The sequence below is a fragment of the Shewanella sp. Choline-02u-19 genome (genome assembly GCF_002836205.1).
In the GTDB taxonomy this organism is placed as follows: domain Bacteria; phylum Pseudomonadota; class Gammaproteobacteria; order Enterobacterales; family Shewanellaceae; genus Shewanella.
This window is the reverse complement of record NZ_PJBE01000013.1, coordinates 2,653,269-2,674,196: the sequence shown is the minus strand read 5'-3', so window position 1 is coordinate 2,674,196 and position 20,928 is coordinate 2,653,269. Positions and strand designations below refer to the sequence as shown.

Sequence of the window (20,928 nt, the reverse complement as noted above, 5' to 3'; positions counted from 1 at the left end):
GTAGTTTAAAATGTTATTTATGTTCAAGCAGCAGGGGAAGGGCAGGATGATTACTTTATACGGGGTTCCACGTAGCCGTTCACTGAGAGTGTCATGGACGTTAGAAGAGTTAGGGCTTGAGTGGGAATATCAGTTTATTAATTTCTCAAAAGGCGACAGCCGACATCCCGATTTTCTAGCCGTTAACCCGTGTGGAAAAGTGCCAGCGCTTATCGACAATGGTAACGTTATTACCGAATCTGCCGCTATTGCTGTGTTCTTAGCTGAAAAGTATGGCGAAGGACGCTTACTGCCAAAAGCGGGCTCTGATGCCTCAGCGTTGCACCATCAATGGATAAGCTTTATTACTAATGAGCTTGAACAACCTTTGTGGAGCATCGGCAAACATAAGTTTGCGATACCAGAAGAACTTAGGCTTGAGGCGATGTTTACCGTGGCTAAGTGGGAGTTTGATAAAGCGGCGGCAATTGCTGAGCAGTGGTTGCCCAATACCCCGTTCTTGCTAGGTGCAGAGATTAGCGTAGCCGATATATTATTAGCACAGACTTTGATGTGGGCGACGCGATTTGAGCAAGATATTCCGCCTAAGCTTGCGGCATATCGAGATCGTATAACCGCGCGTAAGGCGATGGCCAGTGCTCTGAAAAAAGAGGAAGCAGGCGCTGTTTAAGAGTCATAAAGAGTCATAAACAGTCATTAAAAAAGCATCCAAATGGATGCTTTTTTATTTTGAGTTCAGTTACTAGAACCTTCTTTAATCTATCGGTCTCAGGTTTTCTGGCAGTTCCGTCTTAGTTTGTACCGTCTTTGCTTATTCCTAGAACCTAGTATCTTCTTTAATCTATCGGTCTCAGGTTTTCCGGCAGTTCCGTCTTAGCTTGTACCGTCTTTGCTTATTCCTAGAACCTAGTATCTTCTTTAATCTATCCGTCTCAGATTATCCGGCTGTTCCGTCTTAGCTTGTTCCTAGACTCTATAACCTAGCTTTTATAACTGAGCTGCAGCCCACTTAGCACGGTTTTCTCTGCTCTCTTTAAGGCCGTCTTTGTCGCGGTAAGCTTTATACGATTCGAACTCGAGTGCGACGAGTACCACTTCAACTTCAAGTACTAGTTTACACTCTTTTTTAATGCGCCATGCTGAAGTGTTGTATAGCTCAGCTAATGGTAAGCTGCCTAAAAACTCAGGATTGTATTGTGCGTATAGCGCTTGTGTTGGGTAAACCACAAAACTTAAAGTGCGTTTAGGCTCTTTAGAAAAGAGTGCTTCGATACCGTCACACGTATTAAGTACCTGCATTTCGATAACTTCATCAATCTCTATCAGCTTCTTTTGTACGGGCATATGTGCTGGCTTTTCGCCTGCTTCCCAAGCAATAACATCGGCTTCTGATACTTTGCCTATTTCAGCTACTTGCGCAGTTGTTAGTGCCAGAGAGTGGCGAAGATACTGCATTTCAATGGCATTGAGGCCGAGATTTTTAGACATGGTGTTTCCTTAATTAGTTTTATGGTTAGCTACGCATCCAAACATTCTCGGCCCATTCCCAAAATGATTCCCAGCTGTCTTCATGGATTTCACCGTCTTGCCATAATTGTATTTCACCTTCTTGGGTGATGAAAAAGAAACTATCACCCTGCTGGCAAATAGGGATATATTCACGCGGTAAACCGATAGACCAAGCGTATGCTGTAACCTCTGATAAAAAGGTGTGCGAGTGAGGGTCGCTGGCGGTCACTGGCTCTAAGCTGCCAACGATAAGGTCACTGGCATCCAACAAGTACTCTTTCAACGCCAAAGGAAGTGGCATTAAAATTTCCTCTTCTACTTCAACAATTTGTTCAAAGGTTGCCAGCTCTAATGGTACCGGAACTGTCTCGCTCATCTCTTGTAGCTGCTCAATGATATCGTTCATAATTTTTTCGTGTGTTAAGGCTATTGGGCGGGAGTATAGACTTTTATCGGGGAAGGCACAAAAAAGCTGTGTTGAGAATAATAGGGAGCATCAGCATTTGCTGAACTCCCATTCATGTCGTTATGCTGCCACCAGAAAATCGGCTTGGTCTAAGCGCTTATATTTGAGCCACGCTTTATGGTATTGCTTGTGTGACTCTTGACGTAGTTGCACTATTTTTGTTTTTTCAATATCACTTAAATCACGTTGCTGTTGCAGGGCATGGTTCTGCATCTGTTGCACCTGTTCATAAACGAGGTGCTCATCGCCACTTTTTATGTCGGCAATATCTGCTAAGTGCAGTTGAATTTCAGCAATCATTTGTGACTTTGGCAGCTTAACAAGCAGGTTTAAATCTCGGTATCCTGAATCTTTTGGCTCAGAGAAGCGGTTTTTCACTTGAATAATCTGACTGTCAGATTTTACCAATGCATAAGCTTGCATTAGGTTATAGATATCTTTGCTAACGATACTGGCTCGTACAAGGTCAGTGAGTTGGCTGGCATCATTATTGAGTTTATTCTTTAGTTTTACCTGGGCTCTGTCTCGGCTTTTTATATCCGCTAAGACAGCGTGAGTTTGAGTTTGGTTGGTGATGCTGCTTAACAAGTCTGCGAGTTCTTGTTGTGCATCTGGCGCGATGGCGTAAAGAGTATCAAGGTCGGCGCTGGTTTGCCTTGGTTGCTGATACTGCATTGACTCTATAGCGGCCAAACCGTCGAGGTTATTAGCAAAAGCTAGCTTGGCACTGTAACCGCTGTTTGCCTCATTTGTCTCTTGCTCAATAGGGGCAATTTGGCCAATCGCCGAGCGAGTCGAGAGCAATAATAAGAAGATGAAGAATGTTCGCAATAACCGGTTCATAGCAGTCCTTTTTTGTTGCTGTGGACTTAATCTAACCCTTCAATACTTAAGCTATGCTGAATGACACATTAAGCTTTATTCATGCAGTGATATGGAACTGGAAAATTAAAAAAGCCGTTGATGAGTTATGTCATCAACGGCTTTTTTGGTTCTAAGTATACTTAGACTGAATTACCAGATTTTTACGCGTTTTTCTGGCGCAATATACATCGCATCGCCAGGCTTAACATCATAGGTGCTGTAAAATTCAGGCATGTTAGATAGCGCGCCAAGTGAGCGGAACTGTGCTGGTGAATGTGGGTCAGTTGCTACACGGTTACGCATTGACTCTTCTTTAATTTTTGCACGCCAAATTTGCGTGAAACCAATAAAGAAACGCTGATCACCGGTTAGACCGTCAATCACAGGTGCTTCTTGACCGTTAAGTGATTTCTTGTATGCACGATAAGCAATGGTTACACCCGATAGGTCGCCAATGTTTTCGCCGAGTGTCAATTCACCGTTAACGTTGAGGTCATCAAATACAGCATAATCATTATACTGATTGATTAGCGCTTTACCGCGAATAGAGAACTCTTTTAAGTCTTGCTCTGTCCACCAATCGCGCATGTTGCCTTCGCCGTCAAACTTAGCACCTTGGTCGTCAAAACCATGGCCCATTTCATGACCGATAACCGCACCAATACCACCGTAGTTTACTGCATCGTCAGCTTCCATATTAAAGAACGGAGGTTGTAAGATAGCGGCTGGAAATACGATTTCGTTCATCGTTGGATTGTAGTAAGCGTTAACCGTTTGTGGAGTCATACCCCATTCCCATGTGCGGATTGGGCCACCTAGCTTCTCAAGATCTTTTTCATGGCTCAACTGGCTTGCGCGCAGGTTGTTACCAAATAGGTCGTCAGCTTTAATCGCTAGCTTGTCGTAGCTTTCCCAACGGTCTGGATAACCAATCTTAGGATTAAATTTAGCTAACTTATCTTTAGCGGCGACTTTAGTGTCAGCGCTCATCCACTCTAAAGACTCAATGCTATCACCGTAAGAGCCACGTAGGTTTTCAACCAACGTTTGCATGCGTGTCTTTGCTTCAGGAGAAAAGTGACGCTTAACATAGACTTTACCAACAACCTCACCGAGCAGGCTGTTGACCGAGGCAACGCCACGCTTCCAGCGAGGTTCTTGCTCTTCTTGGCCGTTAAGCGTTTTAGAGAAAAACTCGAAGTTTTCAGTATCAAGCGCTTCACTTAGACTGCCTGCTGCATGTGTCAGTACCTGCCACTGCATGTAGGTCTTCCAAGTATCAAGATCAGTATTCTTGATAACGTCATTTAGACCTGAGATAAAGGTCGGCTGGTTGATTATAATATCAGCCTGCTTATCTACGCCTAATGTTGACAGGTAACCTTTCCAGTTAATATCCGGTGCTAGAGTGGCTAAATCTTTAACTTGATATAGGTTGTAACTTTTAGTGCTGTCACGTGTTTCAACGACATCCCAATGCTTTTCAGCAATTGATGTTTCAAGTGCGAGTACCGCTTCAGCACTGGCTTTAGGATTAGCCAGTCCAGCCAAGGTGTACATCTTTTCGATGTGCTCAATAAACGCCTTACGGATATTGACGAAGCGCTCATCTTGGTTAAAGTAGTAATCTTTTTCGGGCAAGCTTAGGCCGTATTGCCAGATATGCGTAGCATAACGGCTAGAATCTTTAGCATCTACGTCGATGTAAAATGCCATTGGGGTGCCGCCACCGACAATTTGGCTATGAGCAAAGTAAGTCACGAGTTCATCTTTTGACTTAATCGCGCTGACGTTATCCAGTTCGCTTTGGATTGGCTTAATGCCCAATTTGTTGAGGGTTTCAGTATCCATGAATGAACGATATAAATCGGCAACTTTTTGCTCGTCGCTACCGGCTTTAAGATCTGGCGTTGCAGCAACTTCTTCGATAATGGCTTTTACATCATCACGTGACTTTTCACGGAGATCGTAAAATGCACCAGAGCTAGTGCGGTCGCTAGGAATAGTCGTGTTCTTTATCCAAGTGCCGTTTACGTAGGAGTAAAAGTCATCTTGCGGACGAACTGACTTATCAAAATTAGCAAAATCGATGCCTGATGAAAGGGCTTTTTGTACGGCTACAGCCGTTTCCGTTTTAGTTGTTTCTGGTATCTTCGGTGCTGCTGTGTCGCTATTACACGCACTTAGGCCAACGATAAGGGAAGCGCATAAGCCCCCAACGAGTACTTTTTTCATTTTTCTTCCTTTTATATACCGTCAATTTGTTATTATATTTTGCAATTAATGACAACTAAAATGCATGTTAATAAGCTGCAAGTTACATTAAGCAACACATGTTAAGGCTTTTTTGTTTGCGTGAACAAGCATATGTTTGTAACGAAGGGCGATAATTACTTGATGATCTGTAAGAAAAGGTTTCCTTGAGGTCATTTATCTCGCTAAAGCCCGGATGAACAGTTTTATATCGACTTTAGCCATTTTGCAGGATTTCCTGCTACTACAGTCGCCGTTGGGACATCTTTTGTGACAACAGAGCCCGCTGCAACGACGGCATCATCGCCAATGCTCACCCCCGGTAAAATTATCGCGCCGCCACCAATCCATACCCGTTCACCAATATGAATCGATTGAGCTATTTCAAACCCTTGGCAACGCTTTGTCGGATCTAATGGATGATTGGCGGTGTAAAGTTGTACGTTAGGCCCGAGCATTGTTTGACGACCAATGTGGATCGGAGCGTTGTCTTGTAGCGTGACGTTGGCATTAATAAATACTTGTTCGGCAATAAAAAGGTTAATGCCGTAACTGATAAAGAAAGGTGTTCGGATCACTGTATCTGTCGCAATGTTAGGCAGTAAATCTCGGTCAATTTCGCAAGAGAGATTAACTCGATGGTTAAGTGCTTGTTGCTGTTGCCAATAGTTTGATAGTTCAGGATCAAAACAATTGTATTGTTCACCCTTCACCATCTTATCAAATTGTTTGTTTTGGGCAGAAGTCAGTAATGGCGTCATCGATCAATCCTTGTTTAGCGCATTGCACCATAGTCTTTCTGTCGCAGAGGTTACAAGCAAAACTTTGCCCTTTAGTCTCTCTGCCCTCATAATGTCGGCCATTATGGTCATATAGCTGAGTGTTACAGTGCGTTTAGATAAATATATTTGTGAGTCAACTTCCCATTCTCGTGTTTCAGCCAAAAAAGCACTGCATCGTGGCGATGTCACTTGCAACGGTGAAGTGGTTAAAACTTCAGGTTTTAAAGTCACTGATGACCATGAAATTCGTTTAGAGGGTGTGATACTCAAAGTCATTGGCCCACGTTACATCATGCTCAACAAGCCAGTTGATACTATCTGCTCAACGATTGACGAAGAGTATCCGTCTGTTATTGGCTTACTCGATGTTATTCGACCTGAAGACTTGCATATTGCTGGGCGTTTAGATGCAGACACCACAGGCCTAACCTTGATTACGACTGACGGCAAATGGTCGCACAAAGTCACCTCTCCTAAAAAAGAGTGTGGTAAACGCTATTTGCTAGAAACTGCAGAACCGCTTGCTACTGAGTTAGTTGAGCAGTTTGCGACAGGGTTACAACTTCATAATGAAGACGGTTTAACTAAGCCTGCCATACTTGAATTGTTAGGCACGCATCAAGCGCGCTTAACGATTACCGAAGGCAAATACCATCAAGTTAAACGTATGCTGGCATCTGTTGGTAATCACGTGACTAAATTACACCGTGAAAAAGTGGGCGAAATTGAACTCGATAGCACGCTTGAACTGGGTGAATGGCGTTTTTTAACTGACGCTGAAGCCAAATCAGTAAAGTAAGTCAGTAAACTTGCTCCGTAAAATAAGCCAGCAAAACACGCTGACGGTTCCTCGATAAGTGATATCAGCTTACCTGAGTGGAATTGGATAGCGGATAGTCGCTGGTTAGATAGAGCACTGAACGTGGATGCGTTCGGTGCTTTGTTGTATCTGGGAGTCATTAATCATCTGCATTGGTTGTAATATTGCCCTCTAAATAATGAAGAATGCACAAAAAAGGGCCCTCAATTGAGGGCCCAAAGACAAGGTTAAGCAAATCGCAAATGCTTAACTTTTGTGCTCTTACTGATTAATGTAGCTTACGACGTCCTGCAAATAATCCGAGCAATGCTAGCGCTAGAAAACCTAAGCTACCACCGCTTGAATCATCCGTTCCCTCTTCAACTTCTTCATCTGGTGTCTCAGTGGCTGGTGGCGTTGGTTCAACACCATTAGAAGTCACCGTCAACATAAAGCTGCTTGATACCATATCGTTGCTATTGGCAGCATCGCTTACGGTAACAGTAACCATGGTGCTGCCATGCCAATCGCTATCAGGCATAACGTCTACCATTGAGCCAGAGGTGTGACCGTTTATCATCGCCGTGATGTTATCACCACTGACACTGATAACTTTATCAGTGTTAGTACTCGTGCTATAGACAACCGCTAGATCTGTTAACTTAGTGTTTTCATCGATAGTGACATCGTTGAATTGACCCATGTTGATGTTGCCGTTAACCATCACATTGTGGGTGATAGTTTTAGTGACGGCATTATCATAATCACTGCTGATAACAAGGTCCATATTGTTTCCTGCTGCGTTGTTATTAACCACTGCACTGAACTTAACTTTCACCGCTGTTTGCTCTGGGCCTTGATAGTTACCACAAACCATTGAGAATTCAGATACTTTATCAAGCACGTTATCAAAGGCAAATGTGTCAGCTAACCAACCTTCGTTAGGTGCCCAAGGGTTACGGAAACCATGGTAGCCACGAGTACCGATTGAGCCTTTACCTTTTAATGATTCATCAAGACGTTTATAGGCGAAGATGATTTCATTTTTACCTGGAGTGAAATCAGGTTCTACCGCATAGATGGTCTGGAAGGTATAACTACCATTGGCGCCTGTCCACCAATCGTTAACCGTCATGTTATTCCACTGGACAAGGAGTTCTTTATCAGTCCTTGCTACATATACGCCGCTATATGCCCCCGTCAGCATGTCAAAGCCTGGGTTGATACGACCTTCGCTATGCCAAAGTGGTGCAACCATGGTATCTGGGAACGCTAAGTTCTCCATTGGCATGTGGCCCCAGTTCATGTAAGGCATTTGATCAAAGGCGATATAACCACCGGGGCTTATTTGCATTTGACCGTCTCTGTCCTGCCCATAGTGATTGACCTTGTCGAAACCAAGTTGCCAAATGTCTAGCCTTAATGAGTCCCAAGCACCACCCTCAATAACAGTTGGAAGCATTATTTGCCCCAAGTCTATGAAGTTCTCTTGGAAGTCGGCATCTGCATAAGGCTGGCGACATAAAGGATCTGTTTCGTTGGTCGTCCACACATATTCCCGAGGGGTATAAGCTGATGTAGGTTGAACACCTTCGATGGTGAGATTGTTACCATCAATGGTAGCCATATCAGCATAGATACCTGCAACCTCAACACTGCTTTTCACCAATGTAAGCCCTTCAGGTAACACTGCTTTTAGGCTGAAGTTGCGATCTGTTTCCATCATGTTGGGATCGGCTTCCATATAGAAGTCGATAATATCACCCGCTTTTGCTGCATCTTGGCTAGCTTCAAAAGTAAGGTCAGACCCCTTAGTTTCTAAACGAAGTCCCATCATTCCTACGTCAGTTGGGTTTTCGTCGTTACGGCCTAACTCAACGGCAGCATAGTACACATCGCCTTCTTCAGCTGTGGGTACATCCCATGCTAAATTAACGCGGTAAGGGTCAGCCCCATTAGCTTCGCCGACGATTTCAGCACTCAATTCGCCATTCATTTCATTTGGAATAATAGCCAGCGAACTGGTTATTCCTAATGGTTGATCCTTGTCCATTGGGTAGTTAGGATCATACAGGGTGTAGTTACCCACTAATGCCCAATAGTCACCCGGGGTTGGGTTTTCTACTGCACAGAAGTCACGTGCATAACTGAATGAGTAGCAGATTGCTTCATCACTCCATTGTGCTCGGCCATCGCCATTAGCGTCGAAGCCGATATCGATTGCGGTATCGTGAGCCGTAGTATTACCTTCAATATTTGTCACTTCAAATACAAAACGTTTAGTGCCTTCAGGGATGATAAAGTTGATTTGAGCAATACCAGGGTCATTGTCAATATCATCAGGTGTTCCTATGCCTAACGAATATGGCACTAAGTTATGAACCTGTTGTTCGCCCTTGACTAATCCACTGACTTTTACCGCACCGACCTGTTTTGTGAACAATTCAGGCGTAAGCGCAACACTCTTAGTTCTGTGCATATTCATTGAAAGATCATTCGGTAAACCGTCTGAATTAAAACCAATACGCATCGGTAAAGTTTGTGCCGGTTTCATTGTATCTTGTGGGGTAATGGTGACATGACCTTCAAGCTCCACATCTTGAATTCCCCCATAGACGTTACCAATATCAGAAACATTGGCACTAAACTGTACGGTTTGAACTTGACCTTTCTTCAACGTAAAGCTTGATGGATTTGCCGAGAGCTGCAATAGAGCCAGGCCTTCAGCGGTGTGCTCTTCCATCTCTACATTCCATGCACCATCTTCAGTTGCGCGGAATGTTCTCACAAAGCTACAGTTTAATGAGCAAGCAGTGCCAAATAAATAGGGGGTGTTAAGCGATGATACATCGCCGCCATTATGGGGATTAGCAGCACGATAGTTATCTGCAGTTTCGTCCATCACTAGCGTGGCCATAGAGGCCGCTTTCACATTAACGACACCACTACCAAAATCATTAAATCCAGCCGCAACAATGTCACCCCATTGCCCTGTGATTGTTCCTGTATTATTTGCTGTCATCATCAACGCAGATTCAATTTCAGCAGGCGTCCATTCAGGGTTTAGTTGCTTCAGCAACGCCATAGAACCAGCAATGTGAGGCCCAGCCATTGAGGTACCAGACATCATTGTATAGTCGGATGTAAAAGGTGAGGTGGTGAAAGGTTGGTCATCGGCGAATGCAGCATAAATATCAACACCTGGAGCACCAATTTTAGGCGCCATTGAATCAGGTGTTGTAAGGCTTGGGCCGCGAGAGGAGAAGTCTGCGACGAAATCAGCCTCACCTATTGCTGTGCTCATGCTTGAAGCATTTATGCTTGCCATATGGTCCGTGCCTGACGACAACCAGCTTGTTAATTGCTGACCTGGCCAGCTTTGTATTAACACGCCTGGAATGACATAGGGGTCATTAGGTTCAGGATAACCATTAGGTGCATCTTGCGTGTAGTCAGCGTTATATAAAACAAAGCCGCCAGCACCACCAGCTTGTACATTGATGGCTTTCTCTAAGCGCGAGATATCGCCACGTTTGCACACCACTATTTGATCAATAGTGAACGTATCAGCGGTAAATGGGCTATTACAATTTTCATCGCCATAATTAGCCGCTAATACAATACTGCCACTAAAGCCTTCGGTGTAACCTGCACCAATAAGGTCACTTGGCGCGTTGGTGTCACCACCAGATAGGCTTTCTAGACGTTTCTCTGAAAACTCAACGGTACGACCGTGAGTTGTGGCTGCAACACTAGTGATCCAAGGTGCAACGTGATCGATAAACGCATAACTTGAGTTACCTGCAGATGCTGCGACCACAATGCCCGCTTCACGGGCAGATAGAAACGCCATCTCTAAGACACTTTCCCATGGGTTACTTTCACCACCACCGATAGAAAAGTTAATCACATCAACTTGGTCAATGATCGCATCTTCAACAGCGCTGACTAAGGCTTCAGCTGGGCAGCCTTGATATTGTTCGGTGCCGTAAAAAGTGCCGGCACCATATGAACCATCTCCTGGGTAACACACCTGATAAGATATGATGTTTGCCCTAGGTGCTACACCCGACATATGCGCGAAAGTCAGCTCAGTATCAAAGCCGTCATTGGTTTCGCCATATTGGGGGAATTGATAGGGGACATCAAACAGTTCATTACCCGCCACTGTAGATGCCGTGTGCGAGCCATGTCCTTGGTAATCTTCACCGTTTTCTGGGCGTTTAGGGTCGACTTTTTCAGAATAACCAAGGTTTTGAAATGCAGGGTCACTATAAGAATCGGTGATCACTGGGTATGAGCGCACACCGATGAGCTTATCGTTACACATGCTCGCAAATTCTACTTTTTCACAATCGCCGTAGAATTGACCGCGGGCATTGTTGTGAGTGTAGCCATCACCAGACACTGCTGCAAAAGAGGGGTGGTCTGAGTTGATACCGGTATCTAAAATTCCCACCACAACACCTTCGCCTTTGTTAGCTAAAGATTGTGTATTAGGGATCCATATCTCATCGGCTTTAATATGTTTTGGGCCAACATCGGTATTCAATTTGTAATTAATTGAGCGTTGGATATTTTTTATCCCCGCTAGTTTTGCTACGCGAGAGGCTTGCTGTTGCGTCATCTTCATTGTTGCACCGTTAAGTGCAAATTTGAATGTTCGGTTCACTTTCGCACTACTGCCAACAATGGCGGTAACGTTTGAGATATGTTGCGCTTGCTTTTGTTCTAGGTAATGAACATAGCTTTTAACTTCTTGGCTATTAACATCAATTTTATAGGAATGACTAGCGACTAGGCTTGAAGGGACTTTTGATAACCCACGAACATTAGTCGCTGATAAACCCGATATCCCACCATTATAAGTGGCAACTGGACTGTCATTGAACTCGATAATATAGGTTTGAATTCCTTCGACGTCAGCTTCCCACTTGAATGGAACTTTTTGTGCAGCTGCTCTGTGGGTATTCGCTTGGCTAATGGTGGCTTGTTGAGTGTTACCCGGATTAAATCGGTCAGCTCTTACTTTACGTGCTTCACTATCTGCCACCATTTGAGGAGTAATGGAGACCTCTTTAATGAAATCATGTTTTTCTTGTGCTGAGGATTTCACTGCACTATCAGCTGCTACAGCACCGGCCCCCGCGGCATAAATCGCCGCTATGGTCACCATGCTTATTTTTTTTAACTTCATTGTAGATTCCCTATTTTTTTTGTTATTTCGATCGGGCTAATATCTAGCATTGGGATATTCTTTCGAGGTCGATTTTTAAACATGAAGGGCTTAACAATCCAATGCGTAATATGCATGGGGGTATGCGTTTTATGCATTTACGCGCTACACGTATCAGTTTGTTAAATTACGCTGGTTTGGGTATTAATATTGTGCATGTTGGCTTTGCTGGTGTTAGCAGTTGTTAGTTTGCGTCTTACTGGTGGTTGTGTTTGCCCTAGCTTACGCTGGATAGTATTTCATGTTGTGCTGCTGTTCTTATTTTGCTGGTAGATGGCTGCTAGTTTGATACAACTTGTTAATAATTTGTTCGTTTTGGTTTTTTTGTTGTGAAATGGAAATAGAAAGGAAAGATTGTGAAAGTGCTATTTGTTAAGGTTATTAACTAAAAATAACAAATACTTAAACTAGTTTTTTGTTTAAGTCGACGGATACCTGATACAAATTGTTAATTGGATAGCTTGAACTGATTTGCTTTAGTCGTTAGCTTAATAAAAAACTAATTAATCAGACGATTAAATTAGTCATAAATATAAAACCAATCTATTTTCGCATTGATTGTCGGGGGACAATGAGAGCTGTCTTTGCTAAATAAAATAATTAAAAGCAGGCAAAGATTATGGAGTTAAGGCATTTAAAGCACTTTATGGTGCTAGCTAGACTAAACAGTTTTAATCAAGCCGCTAGTCAGTTAAATCTTGCGCAACCGTCTCTATCTCGAAGTATTCAAAAAATGGAAGATTTACTCGGCGTTAAGCTATTCAAGCGTGGTGCTAATAGTTTATCACTCACTACTTATGGTGAGTTGGTATTGGAACATGGCGAGAGCATTATTTATCATGTTGATTATTTAGAATCTGAGATCCAATCTCTAAGAGGGATCGAGTCTGGCCAGCTAATCATCGGCGCTAGCCCTATTCCTTCCAACAGTTTAATTGGCCCTGTGATAGGCCCTTTTATTCGAGACAACCCCAAGATAAGTGTCGAGCTTAAAGTGGAGAAATGGAGCCGTTTGCATGAACTATTGCTCAAAGGCAGTTTATCGCTATTTATTGCGGAAGCGAAAGCAACCTCTCTTGATGAACAGGATGATTTGATCGTGGTGCCACTACCTGCATCAAATGCTATATTTTGTTGTCGACCTGAACACCCTTTGTTATTGGAGAATCATGTCTATCTGCCGACGTTAAGGGACTATCCGCTAGCCGTCGCACGCTCAATGCCAAAAAAACTTGCAGAACAATTTGATGACCTCTTTGATCTTGATAGACATGATTTTTCGGGCTTAGTAAGGTTCGACCAATTTCAGCCTATTAAGGAGTCATTATATAACTGCGATATGGTGGTGATCACGCCAGAAATATCGGTTGAAAAAGAACTGAAAGAGGGGCGGCTGGTGGCGCTAAATGTTGAGAATATGCCAAATATAAAAGCTGGATTTTGTATTGTTTATCTTAAAAACAAGCGCTTGAGTTTAGCCGATGAACGTTTTATTAATTTTATTTTGCAAGCATCTAAGTCGTAAAGATAATATTAAAAAGGTAACCCAAGGGTTACCTTTTTATTAAACTGAGCCTTGGACTAATTAGATAACTTAATCTCGCCACTAATGGTAGATGCACTGAGGTTGGCGCTGCCATCTCCCGCTTGGAATTTTAGATACGTTTGCGGTGAATACCTTTCTGTTGTCACTTTATCAGCCGTTAACTTATTGCTGATACTGCCGCCCGGGCCACCATTGATATCAAAGGAGACGTTTACCTCGTTAGTAAAATGGATGTTGATATCACCGCTGACACTGCCGAGCTTTGCTTTGTCTTTAAGGCTGGCAATGGAAAGGTCAATATCACCACTGACTGTTTTTATACTCAAGCTATCAATATCGGCAAGCGCCACAGTTGCATCACCTGATACCAGCTCGACAGAGACTTGGTCAGCTTTGGTATTGGCCGTTAACTCGCCGCTGACAAGGCGATAACCGACTTTGCCTGAGCTATCAGTATCTTTTATTTCACCTGAGACGGTTTCAAGCATTACTTTGCCACCAAGCTCACGGCTGGATATGTCTCCTGATACGGTATGCAGCATCACTTTATCACTTAGTTTACTGGCTTTTATATCGCCACTGACAGAGCTGATATCCATTTTTCCGTCAAATGCATCGATACGGAAATTTGCAGATATAGCTTCAGCCTGCAGTTTAATTTGACGTGGCAGTGTGATGGTCAGTTGCGAGCCATCTTTATTGCTGCCGCTGTATTGCCTTGGCATTTCATCCTCGATGACTACATGGTTGCCTTTAACAGTAAAAGTTAGCCCCTCGCTCAACTCATCAAGCTCGCCTTTAACGCTAATCTCACTCTTGTCCCATGACTTAAAGACGACATCGCCTCGTGAGACATTAATACTGACTTTGGGATTCGATTCGACTTGTTGAGTTTGATCCACTGTGGTGCCTGCAAGTGTTGTTTGGCTAATAAACAGTGTGGTTAATGCAAGGCTGATAAGCGGTGTTTTATTCATATTAGTGCTCCCTGATTTTGCTCTGCAGCTGGCAGTGTTTGCCCCTGCTGTAATAATTCGATTTCTCTTTGTTGGGTCCAAAGCCAAAGCTGCCATAGCTCTTTGTCATGGGGTGTTTTGGTGAGTGTTTGATAGATTTTTTCGGCCGCTTTTCTTAGCTGCTCAATGCCTTGATTTAACGGCAGACCAAGCTCGGTGGATTGCCAGTTGACCTTATGACTTTGTTGTAATAGTGCAATTTGTTGCCGATGTTCTAGCTTGATCTCTGATAACGTTATCAGTAGCGGAGATGTATTTGATTGCGCTGTATAGAGCGGCGTAATGACGCCGTTGCTCCACATCGTCGTGCCCAATATCCCGGTTAACAAAATGATGCTGGCTACAGCAATACGGCGCCACTGATTTGGCTGAGAAAATTCGGGTTTATCGAGTTGTTTCTCTATACCTGACCAAAGCTCACGTTCTGGCGCTAATGATTTAGGCGCTTTGGCTATTAATTGCTGTAACTTATCTTGTGAATGACTCATTTGTGCGTCCTTTTTCAGCATCATCTAATTCAGCATTTCAGCGAGTAACTTTTGCGCTCGATGGTATTGCGCTTTACTGGTGCCAGACGCAATTCCCATTAGCTGACCAATCTCTTCATGCTTGTAGCCTTCAAGTGCAAATAGTACAAAAACAATTCGAGCTCTTTCTGGTAATTTAACTAAGATTTTGTCGAGATCTTCATATTCATCTTGTACCGCTTCAGCATCAGTTTCTGATGCTACAAATCGAGACCAAAACGAACGATGTTTCTTGAGGCTATTGAGCGCTTGGTTAACCGATAAACTGTGCAACCAAGTGGTAAATTGGCTTTGGCCTTTAAATTGCGGCAATTTCTGCCACAAGGTGACAAAACAGTCTTGAGTGGCATCTTCAGCTAAGGCAACTTGACCGGTGATGCGAAAACATAGCGCGTACACCCGTTGATGGTGTTGTTGGTAAAGCTGTTTAAATGCAGCTTTGTCGCCTTTTTTTGCACTATCGATAAGATCCGGCTCGTTGAATGAACTCTGCTGCAAGACCTTTATTTGTGCTGTCACTACATGTTCCTTATGTGCTTACCGATATAGATAAGACAAAGCTAACCTATAAAAAGGTTTAAACGAAAATAAAATAAATTATTTTTAGCGTCATCGCCGCTTTAATTAATGAGGGGGAATATGCCCAGATGGGATGCTATTTTAGGAGGAGGAGATAAGAAATGATGCTAGCAATAAGGCCAGTATCAGTGGCCTCACCGGATAAAAATTAAGACTCAGCTGAAGTTAATTTGGCGTAGACCAGTTGAGCACCGACAAGATCTGATAACGCAGTGCCTACGGTTTTAAATAGGGTTATCTGCTCAGCGCTTTCGCGCGCGGAGATTGTAGACTGGCTCAATTGTGCCAGTTCGCCCTTGACCTCATCGAAGCAAAATTGCCCTTCTGCAATTGGAATGAGTAGTTCTCCCGCCTCGGCAAAGACATTGATCTTTGAATCAACAAATACTGCCGATTTTTGGATGAGTGTTGTATCACATTCACGGCGATCGTGGTTGTGGTTGCCGACAAAGTCAGTATGGGTGCCCGCTTGAACCCATTCGCCAGGAAACAGCGGTGTAGGAGAGCCTGTTGCACAGCTAATGATGTCTGCATTACGTACGCTGGCTTCGAGATTGTCACAATAGATAACCTCAATGTCAGGACGTTGATTGCGGATAAGCGCCATTGTCGCATGCGCTTTATCTTGATTACGTCCCCAAACGCTAATCTGGGTAATCGGCCGCACACTAGCATGAGCCAGTGCCATAAATGACGCCAAGTTACCGGTACCACATACCAGTAATTTGCTTGAATCTTCACGCGACAAATAACGGCTACCCAGTGCAGAAACGGCCGCCGTGCGCCAATATGTCACACTGGTACCATCGACTAATGCTTGTGGCTCACCGGTGACCCGATTAAAAATTAATATTTTAGAATAGAGACTGGCGAGCTTAGGATCTTTTTGTGGATTACCCGGAAAGTAAGTAAAGGCTTTAACGGCAATGGTTTTGTCGTTCCAAGAGGGTAATACCGCAAATGCATCACTGTGGCTTGCTGACTCATCCAGACTAAAAACCTGCCTTTGGGGCATACCTGCGGGACGAGAGAATGTTTCGTCGAGCGCGTCGACAAGCTCATTAAAATTTAAAGACTGGTGCACAGACTCGGCATTGATGACTAGCATAAGGGCTCCTGAAAACGGTATATTTTATATCATTAGTTGTCGCAGTATGAATCAATCAACTTTATATTGCTATATGGTTAATTTTGCGTGACCAGCAACAGTACGAACAGCGTGTAACTCCAAAAGAGTTCATCTTTGATTTATCAGTCATGTGATTAATGGGCGTGAGGCTGAGATAACGTAAACTAAGTATTTTTTAACCGTTAAAATGGACCATAAACTGTAATTAAATCAATTTATTATTGGTATTGAATTGACTGTGGTTTTAGTGCTCAAGATAGTTTCGTACTGCTATTTTATTAACGGCTAGTGTTAACGATTAAATATACGGTGTTAACTGGTTTAATGTTGTAGAATCGCGCCCTTCGTAAATGTTACTCATTAGATGTTTTCATCTTGCTGTTGGGGTTTATATGTTAATTCGCCACAAGTTGCTTTTAAGCGCTGCGGTATCTATTGCTGCACTAGGGGCTATGTTTGGTTTACAGCTTTATTTTGGTCAAGTTCAGTCTGAACTGTCTAAAGCATCTCAGGGGATCTCGAGTCTCAAAAGTGAAGTGTTGAGCCTTCGCCGTGACGAGAAAGATTTTTTGGCGAGGTTGGATCTTAAATACGTCGATAAGCATCAATCGAATCATAATGACATTAAGTTACTCACCCGAGAATTGGACCGCGTATTTACTGAGTACAGCATTCCGACTCAAGCGCTTGCTAACTTCAATAGCGATCTTACTATCTATGTAAGCACATTCACCAAGGTGGTAGGGTTACACCAGCAGATGGGATTAACACCAAAGGCGGGTTTATACGGCGCACTGCGTGATGCGGTTCATCAAGTCGAGTCTCTGGTTAAACAATACGATCAACCCGCATTAATGGTGCAGATGCTGCAATTACGTCGAGCAGAAAAAGACTTTATGCTCAGGCGCAGCCAAAGTTACGTGGCAAAGTTTGATGATGGCTTAATTAATTTCGAGACCGTGTTAGCTCAATCGACCGTTACTCCTGCCGCTAAACAGCAGATCAGCACACTCATTCAGCAATATAATGCAGATTTTAAACAGCTGGTCACTAAAGAGCAGCAACTCGGCTTATCTGTCACCCAAGGTCAAATGGGCGAGTTAAGGCAAGCGGTTGCTAATACTGATCGTGCATTGGCGCAGCTTGAATCGTTAGCCAACACTGCGATTCAAGACGAGGAAGAGTCTGCATTTTACTTAGGTTTGTCGATAGCAGTATTGATAGCACTGGCGTTATCTGGCGCAACTTTTTTGATTATTCGCAGTATTATTGACCCTGTTAAACAGATCACCGCAATTATCACTCAGATTGAAGTGAATAAAGATCTGTCGATGCGATGTGATGAGAGTAGTGATGATGAACTTGGGCAAATCGCTAAACACTTCAATAGCATGGTAGAAAGTTTTCAAGAGTTGATTGAACAGGTGACAACATCCGTCGGCACTATGAATCAGTCTTGCCAAGATCTCGCCGGTAATGTCACTCAGGCATCTGAAGGTGTGATAAGCCAATTAAATGAAACTGATATGGTCGCCACCGCAATCACCGAGATGGGTGCCACCATTGAAGAGATCGCTAAAAATACTGAACTGGCAGCTAACAAGGCTAGTAGCACCCATGATAATGCACTGCTAGGTCAAAGAGGTGTCGAGCAAACCATTGAAAAAATTGAGTCTTTGGCACAGCAAATCAATCAATCTGCAGTTGTTGTCAATGAGCTCGAAAAGGACAGTGAGACTATCGGCCGAGTGCTTGGTGTGATTAAGTCGATAGCAGATCAGACTAACTTACTCGCATTGAATGCGGCTATTGAGGCTGCAAGAGCAGGCGAGCAGGGTCGTGGTTTTGCTGTTGTGGCCGATGAAGTGCGTAGTTTAGCCATGCGAACCCAAGAGTCTACCGAAGAGATCTCTGCCATTGTTCAGACTTTACAGAGCCGAACTCGCTCTATTGTGAAAGTGATGGAAGCTAGTCGAATTCAAGGTGATGAAAGCGCGGTGCAAGCTGCTTCTGCAGGGGCACTTCTACAGCTGATAAACAGCGATGTTACTAATATAATGGACATGAGCACTCAGATAGCGGCTGCGATTGAAGAGCAGAGCATGGTGGCGACTGAAGTGAATAAAAATGTGGTTGTTATTAGAGATATTGCGCAAGAGACCGCTGATAGAGCGGTTGCGAACTCATCAGCGACTGAGAATGTTAAAGAACGGGCAGAGTTTTTACTGCACGCCGTGAGTAAATTTAAGGTGTAAAAGCTTAAAGGTAAAGTTTCATCTTTCGAAAGGGTTAGCTGAATAGGCTAACCCTTTTTACTTTTGCGTTGGTTAAATATGCAGTGTTTTAGCAGTGTTGATACTCTCTTGAAACCCCCGCTATTGGTCGGCACTTGAAAGCAGGTGTAGCGGCGCAGCGTCACTTAAGTAGGCTTCGTCAACTTGGTCTAACTTGTTATAACGGATCATCTGCCTTATCCCATCAATGTAGGCTTGGCCTCTTTCTGAATATTTGTCTAAAGTACCCGCCAGTTCAATGCCGGTAATAGCGGCGTTACTGGCACGAAGGTTGGCCCTTAGGCTACGTAACTTTTTATAAGCATTATTGGTGTTCAGATTAAGCATGTAGCCCTCAACGGATGCTAAAGGCGTGTCGAAACGGGCTAAGCCATAATTGCCAAGCTCCTTACGCTGCTGTTTCGGTATCATGCCATTACCGCTGAAATCCCATTGACCGAAAAATGCATTGCCTTCGACCGTAAATCTAGAGGTTGCCCAGCCACTTTCTTCAGCCGCTTGGGCTAATACTAATGACGGCGGCAGTATGTCTATCTCCTCTAATAACATCTGTCTCTGCTGCTCGGTAATCGTCTGGTCAAGGCGGGTAATTATCCGATACTTAGCGGCGATATTGAGCAATACAATATCATCTAATGGTGCTGATTCAATTAAGCGCCTTTCTAAGAGGATATTTTCATTCGCAACTAAAATAAGCGGTGCGATTAGCCTGAAAAATACCATCTTCTTTTGCTGCACGGGGATATTGTTAGAGGTTTCCTGCCAGCGTTCGCTGACCGACTCAAACGTTAGCCTAGGGACCTCTCGATTGCCATCGATCCAGCTTTGAGTATTATAATTTAGCGAATCAAACAGTGACGACAATTCATCAAGTGAGTTTATTTTGATCTCTTTAGGTGCCTTAGTGGGGCGAGCATCTGAGACATTAATAAAGCTCATTTGGGTTTCAGTTGAATTTGAAGCGGTAGCAAGATCAGCAGCGACTATGCGTTGCTGTACGGAACCTGTTTTATCTGGCTCTGATTTACTTTGATTAACTTGGGTTTTGAGTGCCACTTTAGCGCTAGTGACGGGTGCTGGAGTATTAATGACTGCGTCACTGTTGTCGGGATTGAACTGAGAGTTAGCAGCATAAAGTAACAGCAGGACTGAGGCGGCAAGCAGAGCAAGTTGGGTCTGAGGTTTTCTAAGCATCGAAGCGTCCTTTAGGTGATAGCGATGAGGCTGTATCAAGGTTATTGCTACAGTCTAAATCTAGTCGATCCTTATTCAATATTCCTTTATTGTTACTCATTTGTAAAGTTGGCGCTTTATTGTGGCGAAACATGACGATGGTATTGGTCTGTTTTCGAGCGGGTTATGGCGTAAGAACACCTATATTTTTACATGTTATAACGATATTTGAAGTAGTTAAGCTGTTTTGCAAGTTATCACAACAGGTTGTGCAAGGCTCATTGGCAAGCACTAAAAAGCCCAGAGGGTTAATCTGGGCTTTCATTTTAATAGCGAGAATATGGGATTACTTGCTCAAATCAGCAGCGACTTGCTGGGAGTAATAGTAAGCCACATCTTTCATTTCAGTTTCAGAAAGCATGCCCGCTTGGCCTTGCATAATGGGGTTAGTACGTTCACCGCGCTTAAACTGGACTAACTGTTTAAACAAGTAAGCGCCCTTTTGGCCTTTTAGGTTAGGGTAAGTTGCCATTATTTTAAGCATGGCGTCTCCATGACAAGCAATACAACGCTGGTTAACCAGAATCTCCCCTTTGCTTGCATCGGCTTGATAGTTAAGCACACTGCTATCAAGTTTTAGTTCGGCAACGGCAAGCGTGTCTTTAAATGAGCTATCTGTAGCTTGAACATTACTGCACAGTAACCCTGATATTAGCGTACTGGCCCATATGGCCTTTGATATACGGTTAGCCATA

Annotated in this window: 16 protein-coding genes; 4 read left to right on the top strand and 12 right to left on the bottom strand. The window is 43.6% G+C overall.

All coding sequences use genetic code 11. The annotated features are described in order from the left end of the window. Window positions 1–46 precede the first annotated feature (46 nt). Window positions 47–670, top strand: a complete 624-nt coding sequence (locus tag CXF83_RS18295) for a glutathione S-transferase family protein (RefSeq protein WP_101093225.1) — start codon at window positions 47–49, stop codon at window positions 668–670. Window positions 671–987: 317 nt separating this feature from the next. Here CXF83_RS18295 and CXF83_RS18290 read toward each other — a convergent pair whose 3' ends face one another. From CXF83_RS18290 to CXF83_RS18270, 5 genes are all read right to left on the bottom strand, one after another. Further along, window positions 988–1,488: a DUF4447 family protein gene (locus CXF83_RS18290; RefSeq protein ID WP_101092907.1), complete on the bottom strand. Its 501-nt coding sequence runs from the start codon at window positions 1,486–1,488 to the stop codon at window positions 988–990. Window positions 1,489–1,513: 25 nt separating this feature from the next. Next, entirely contained in the window at window positions 1,514–1,915 is a 402-nt protein-coding gene (locus tag CXF83_RS18285) for an SMI1/KNR4 family protein (protein WP_101092905.1), read from the bottom strand. 120 nt (window positions 1,916–2,035) lie between these two features. Further along, window positions 2,036–2,818: a RelA/SpoT domain-containing protein gene (locus CXF83_RS18280; RefSeq protein WP_101092903.1), complete on the bottom strand. Its 783-nt coding sequence runs from the start codon at window positions 2,816–2,818 to the stop codon at window positions 2,036–2,038. A gap of 171 nt (window positions 2,819–2,989) precedes the next feature. Next, window positions 2,990–5,074 (bottom strand): M13 family metallopeptidase, encoded by a 2,085-nt coding sequence (locus CXF83_RS18275; RefSeq protein ID WP_101092901.1) that lies wholly within the window; start codon window positions 5,072–5,074, stop codon window positions 2,990–2,992. 224 nt (window positions 5,075–5,298) lie between these two features. Continuing rightward, window positions 5,299–5,853, bottom strand: a complete 555-nt coding sequence (locus tag CXF83_RS18270) for a sugar O-acetyltransferase (RefSeq protein WP_101092899.1) — start codon at window positions 5,851–5,853, stop codon at window positions 5,299–5,301. 127 nt (window positions 5,854–5,980) lie between these two features. Between CXF83_RS18270 and rsuA the strand changes: the two genes are divergently transcribed. Beyond that, on the top strand, window positions 5,981–6,673 hold the full coding sequence (rsuA, locus tag CXF83_RS18265; protein ID WP_101092897.1) for a 16S rRNA pseudouridine(516) synthase RsuA: 693 nt from the start codon (window positions 5,981–5,983) through the stop codon (window positions 6,671–6,673). A 289-nt stretch (window positions 6,674–6,962) separates the two neighbouring features. On the opposite strand, the gene CXF83_RS18260 is transcribed toward rsuA, so the two are convergent. Beyond that, window positions 6,963–11,870 (bottom strand): S8 family serine peptidase, encoded by a 4,908-nt coding sequence (locus CXF83_RS18260; protein WP_101092895.1) that lies wholly within the window; start codon window positions 11,868–11,870, stop codon window positions 6,963–6,965. Window positions 11,871–12,528: 658 nt separating this feature from the next. Here CXF83_RS18260 and CXF83_RS18255 point away from each other — a divergent pair. After that, the gene (locus tag CXF83_RS18255; protein ID WP_101090542.1) at window positions 12,529–13,434 is read left to right on the top strand and encodes a LysR family transcriptional regulator; all 906 of its coding nucleotides are present in this window, start codon (window positions 12,529–12,531) and stop codon (window positions 13,432–13,434) included. 56 nt (window positions 13,435–13,490) lie between these two features. On the opposite strand, the gene CXF83_RS18250 is transcribed toward CXF83_RS18255, so the two are convergent. The 4 genes from CXF83_RS18250 to CXF83_RS18235 form a co-directional block, all read right to left on the bottom strand. Beyond that, window positions 13,491–14,432, bottom strand: coding sequence for a DUF4097 family beta strand repeat-containing protein (locus CXF83_RS18250; RefSeq protein ID WP_101090541.1), 942 nt, complete (start codon window positions 14,430–14,432; stop codon window positions 13,491–13,493). Beyond that, window positions 14,429–14,959, bottom strand: a complete 531-nt coding sequence (locus CXF83_RS18245) for a hypothetical protein (RefSeq protein WP_101090540.1) — start codon at window positions 14,957–14,959, stop codon at window positions 14,429–14,431. Before CXF83_RS18245 ends, CXF83_RS18250 begins: the two co-directional genes overlap by 4 nt. A 24-nt stretch (window positions 14,960–14,983) precedes the next feature. Beyond that, a complete protein-coding gene (locus CXF83_RS18240) occupies window positions 14,984–15,517 on the bottom strand; it encodes an RNA polymerase sigma factor (protein ID WP_180960982.1) in 534 nt (177 codons plus the stop codon). Between the two features lie 208 nt (window positions 15,518–15,725). Continuing rightward, window positions 15,726–16,685 carry an ornithine cyclodeaminase family protein gene (locus tag CXF83_RS18235; protein ID WP_101090539.1) on the bottom strand — a complete coding sequence of 320 codons (960 nt, stop codon included), beginning with the start codon at window positions 16,683–16,685 and terminating at the stop codon, window positions 15,726–15,728. 413 nt (window positions 16,686–17,098) lie between these two features. Here CXF83_RS18235 and CXF83_RS18230 point away from each other — a divergent pair, with 413 nt between their 5' ends. Then, window positions 17,099–18,961 (top strand): methyl-accepting chemotaxis protein, encoded by a 1,863-nt coding sequence (locus tag CXF83_RS18230; protein WP_101090538.1) that lies wholly within the window; start codon window positions 17,099–17,101, stop codon window positions 18,959–18,961. Window positions 18,962–19,081: 120 nt separating this feature from the next. Here the strand turns inward: CXF83_RS18230 and CXF83_RS18225 are convergent, their stop codons facing one another. Next, window positions 19,082–20,194 (bottom strand): glucosaminidase domain-containing protein, encoded by a 1,113-nt coding sequence (locus CXF83_RS18225; RefSeq protein WP_101090537.1) that lies wholly within the window; start codon window positions 20,192–20,194, stop codon window positions 19,082–19,084. Between the two features lie 325 nt (window positions 20,195–20,519). Then, a complete protein-coding gene (locus CXF83_RS18220; RefSeq protein ID WP_101090536.1) occupies window positions 20,520–20,927 on the bottom strand; it encodes a c-type cytochrome in 408 nt (135 codons plus the stop codon). Between the last annotated feature and the right edge of the window lies 1 nt (window position 20,928).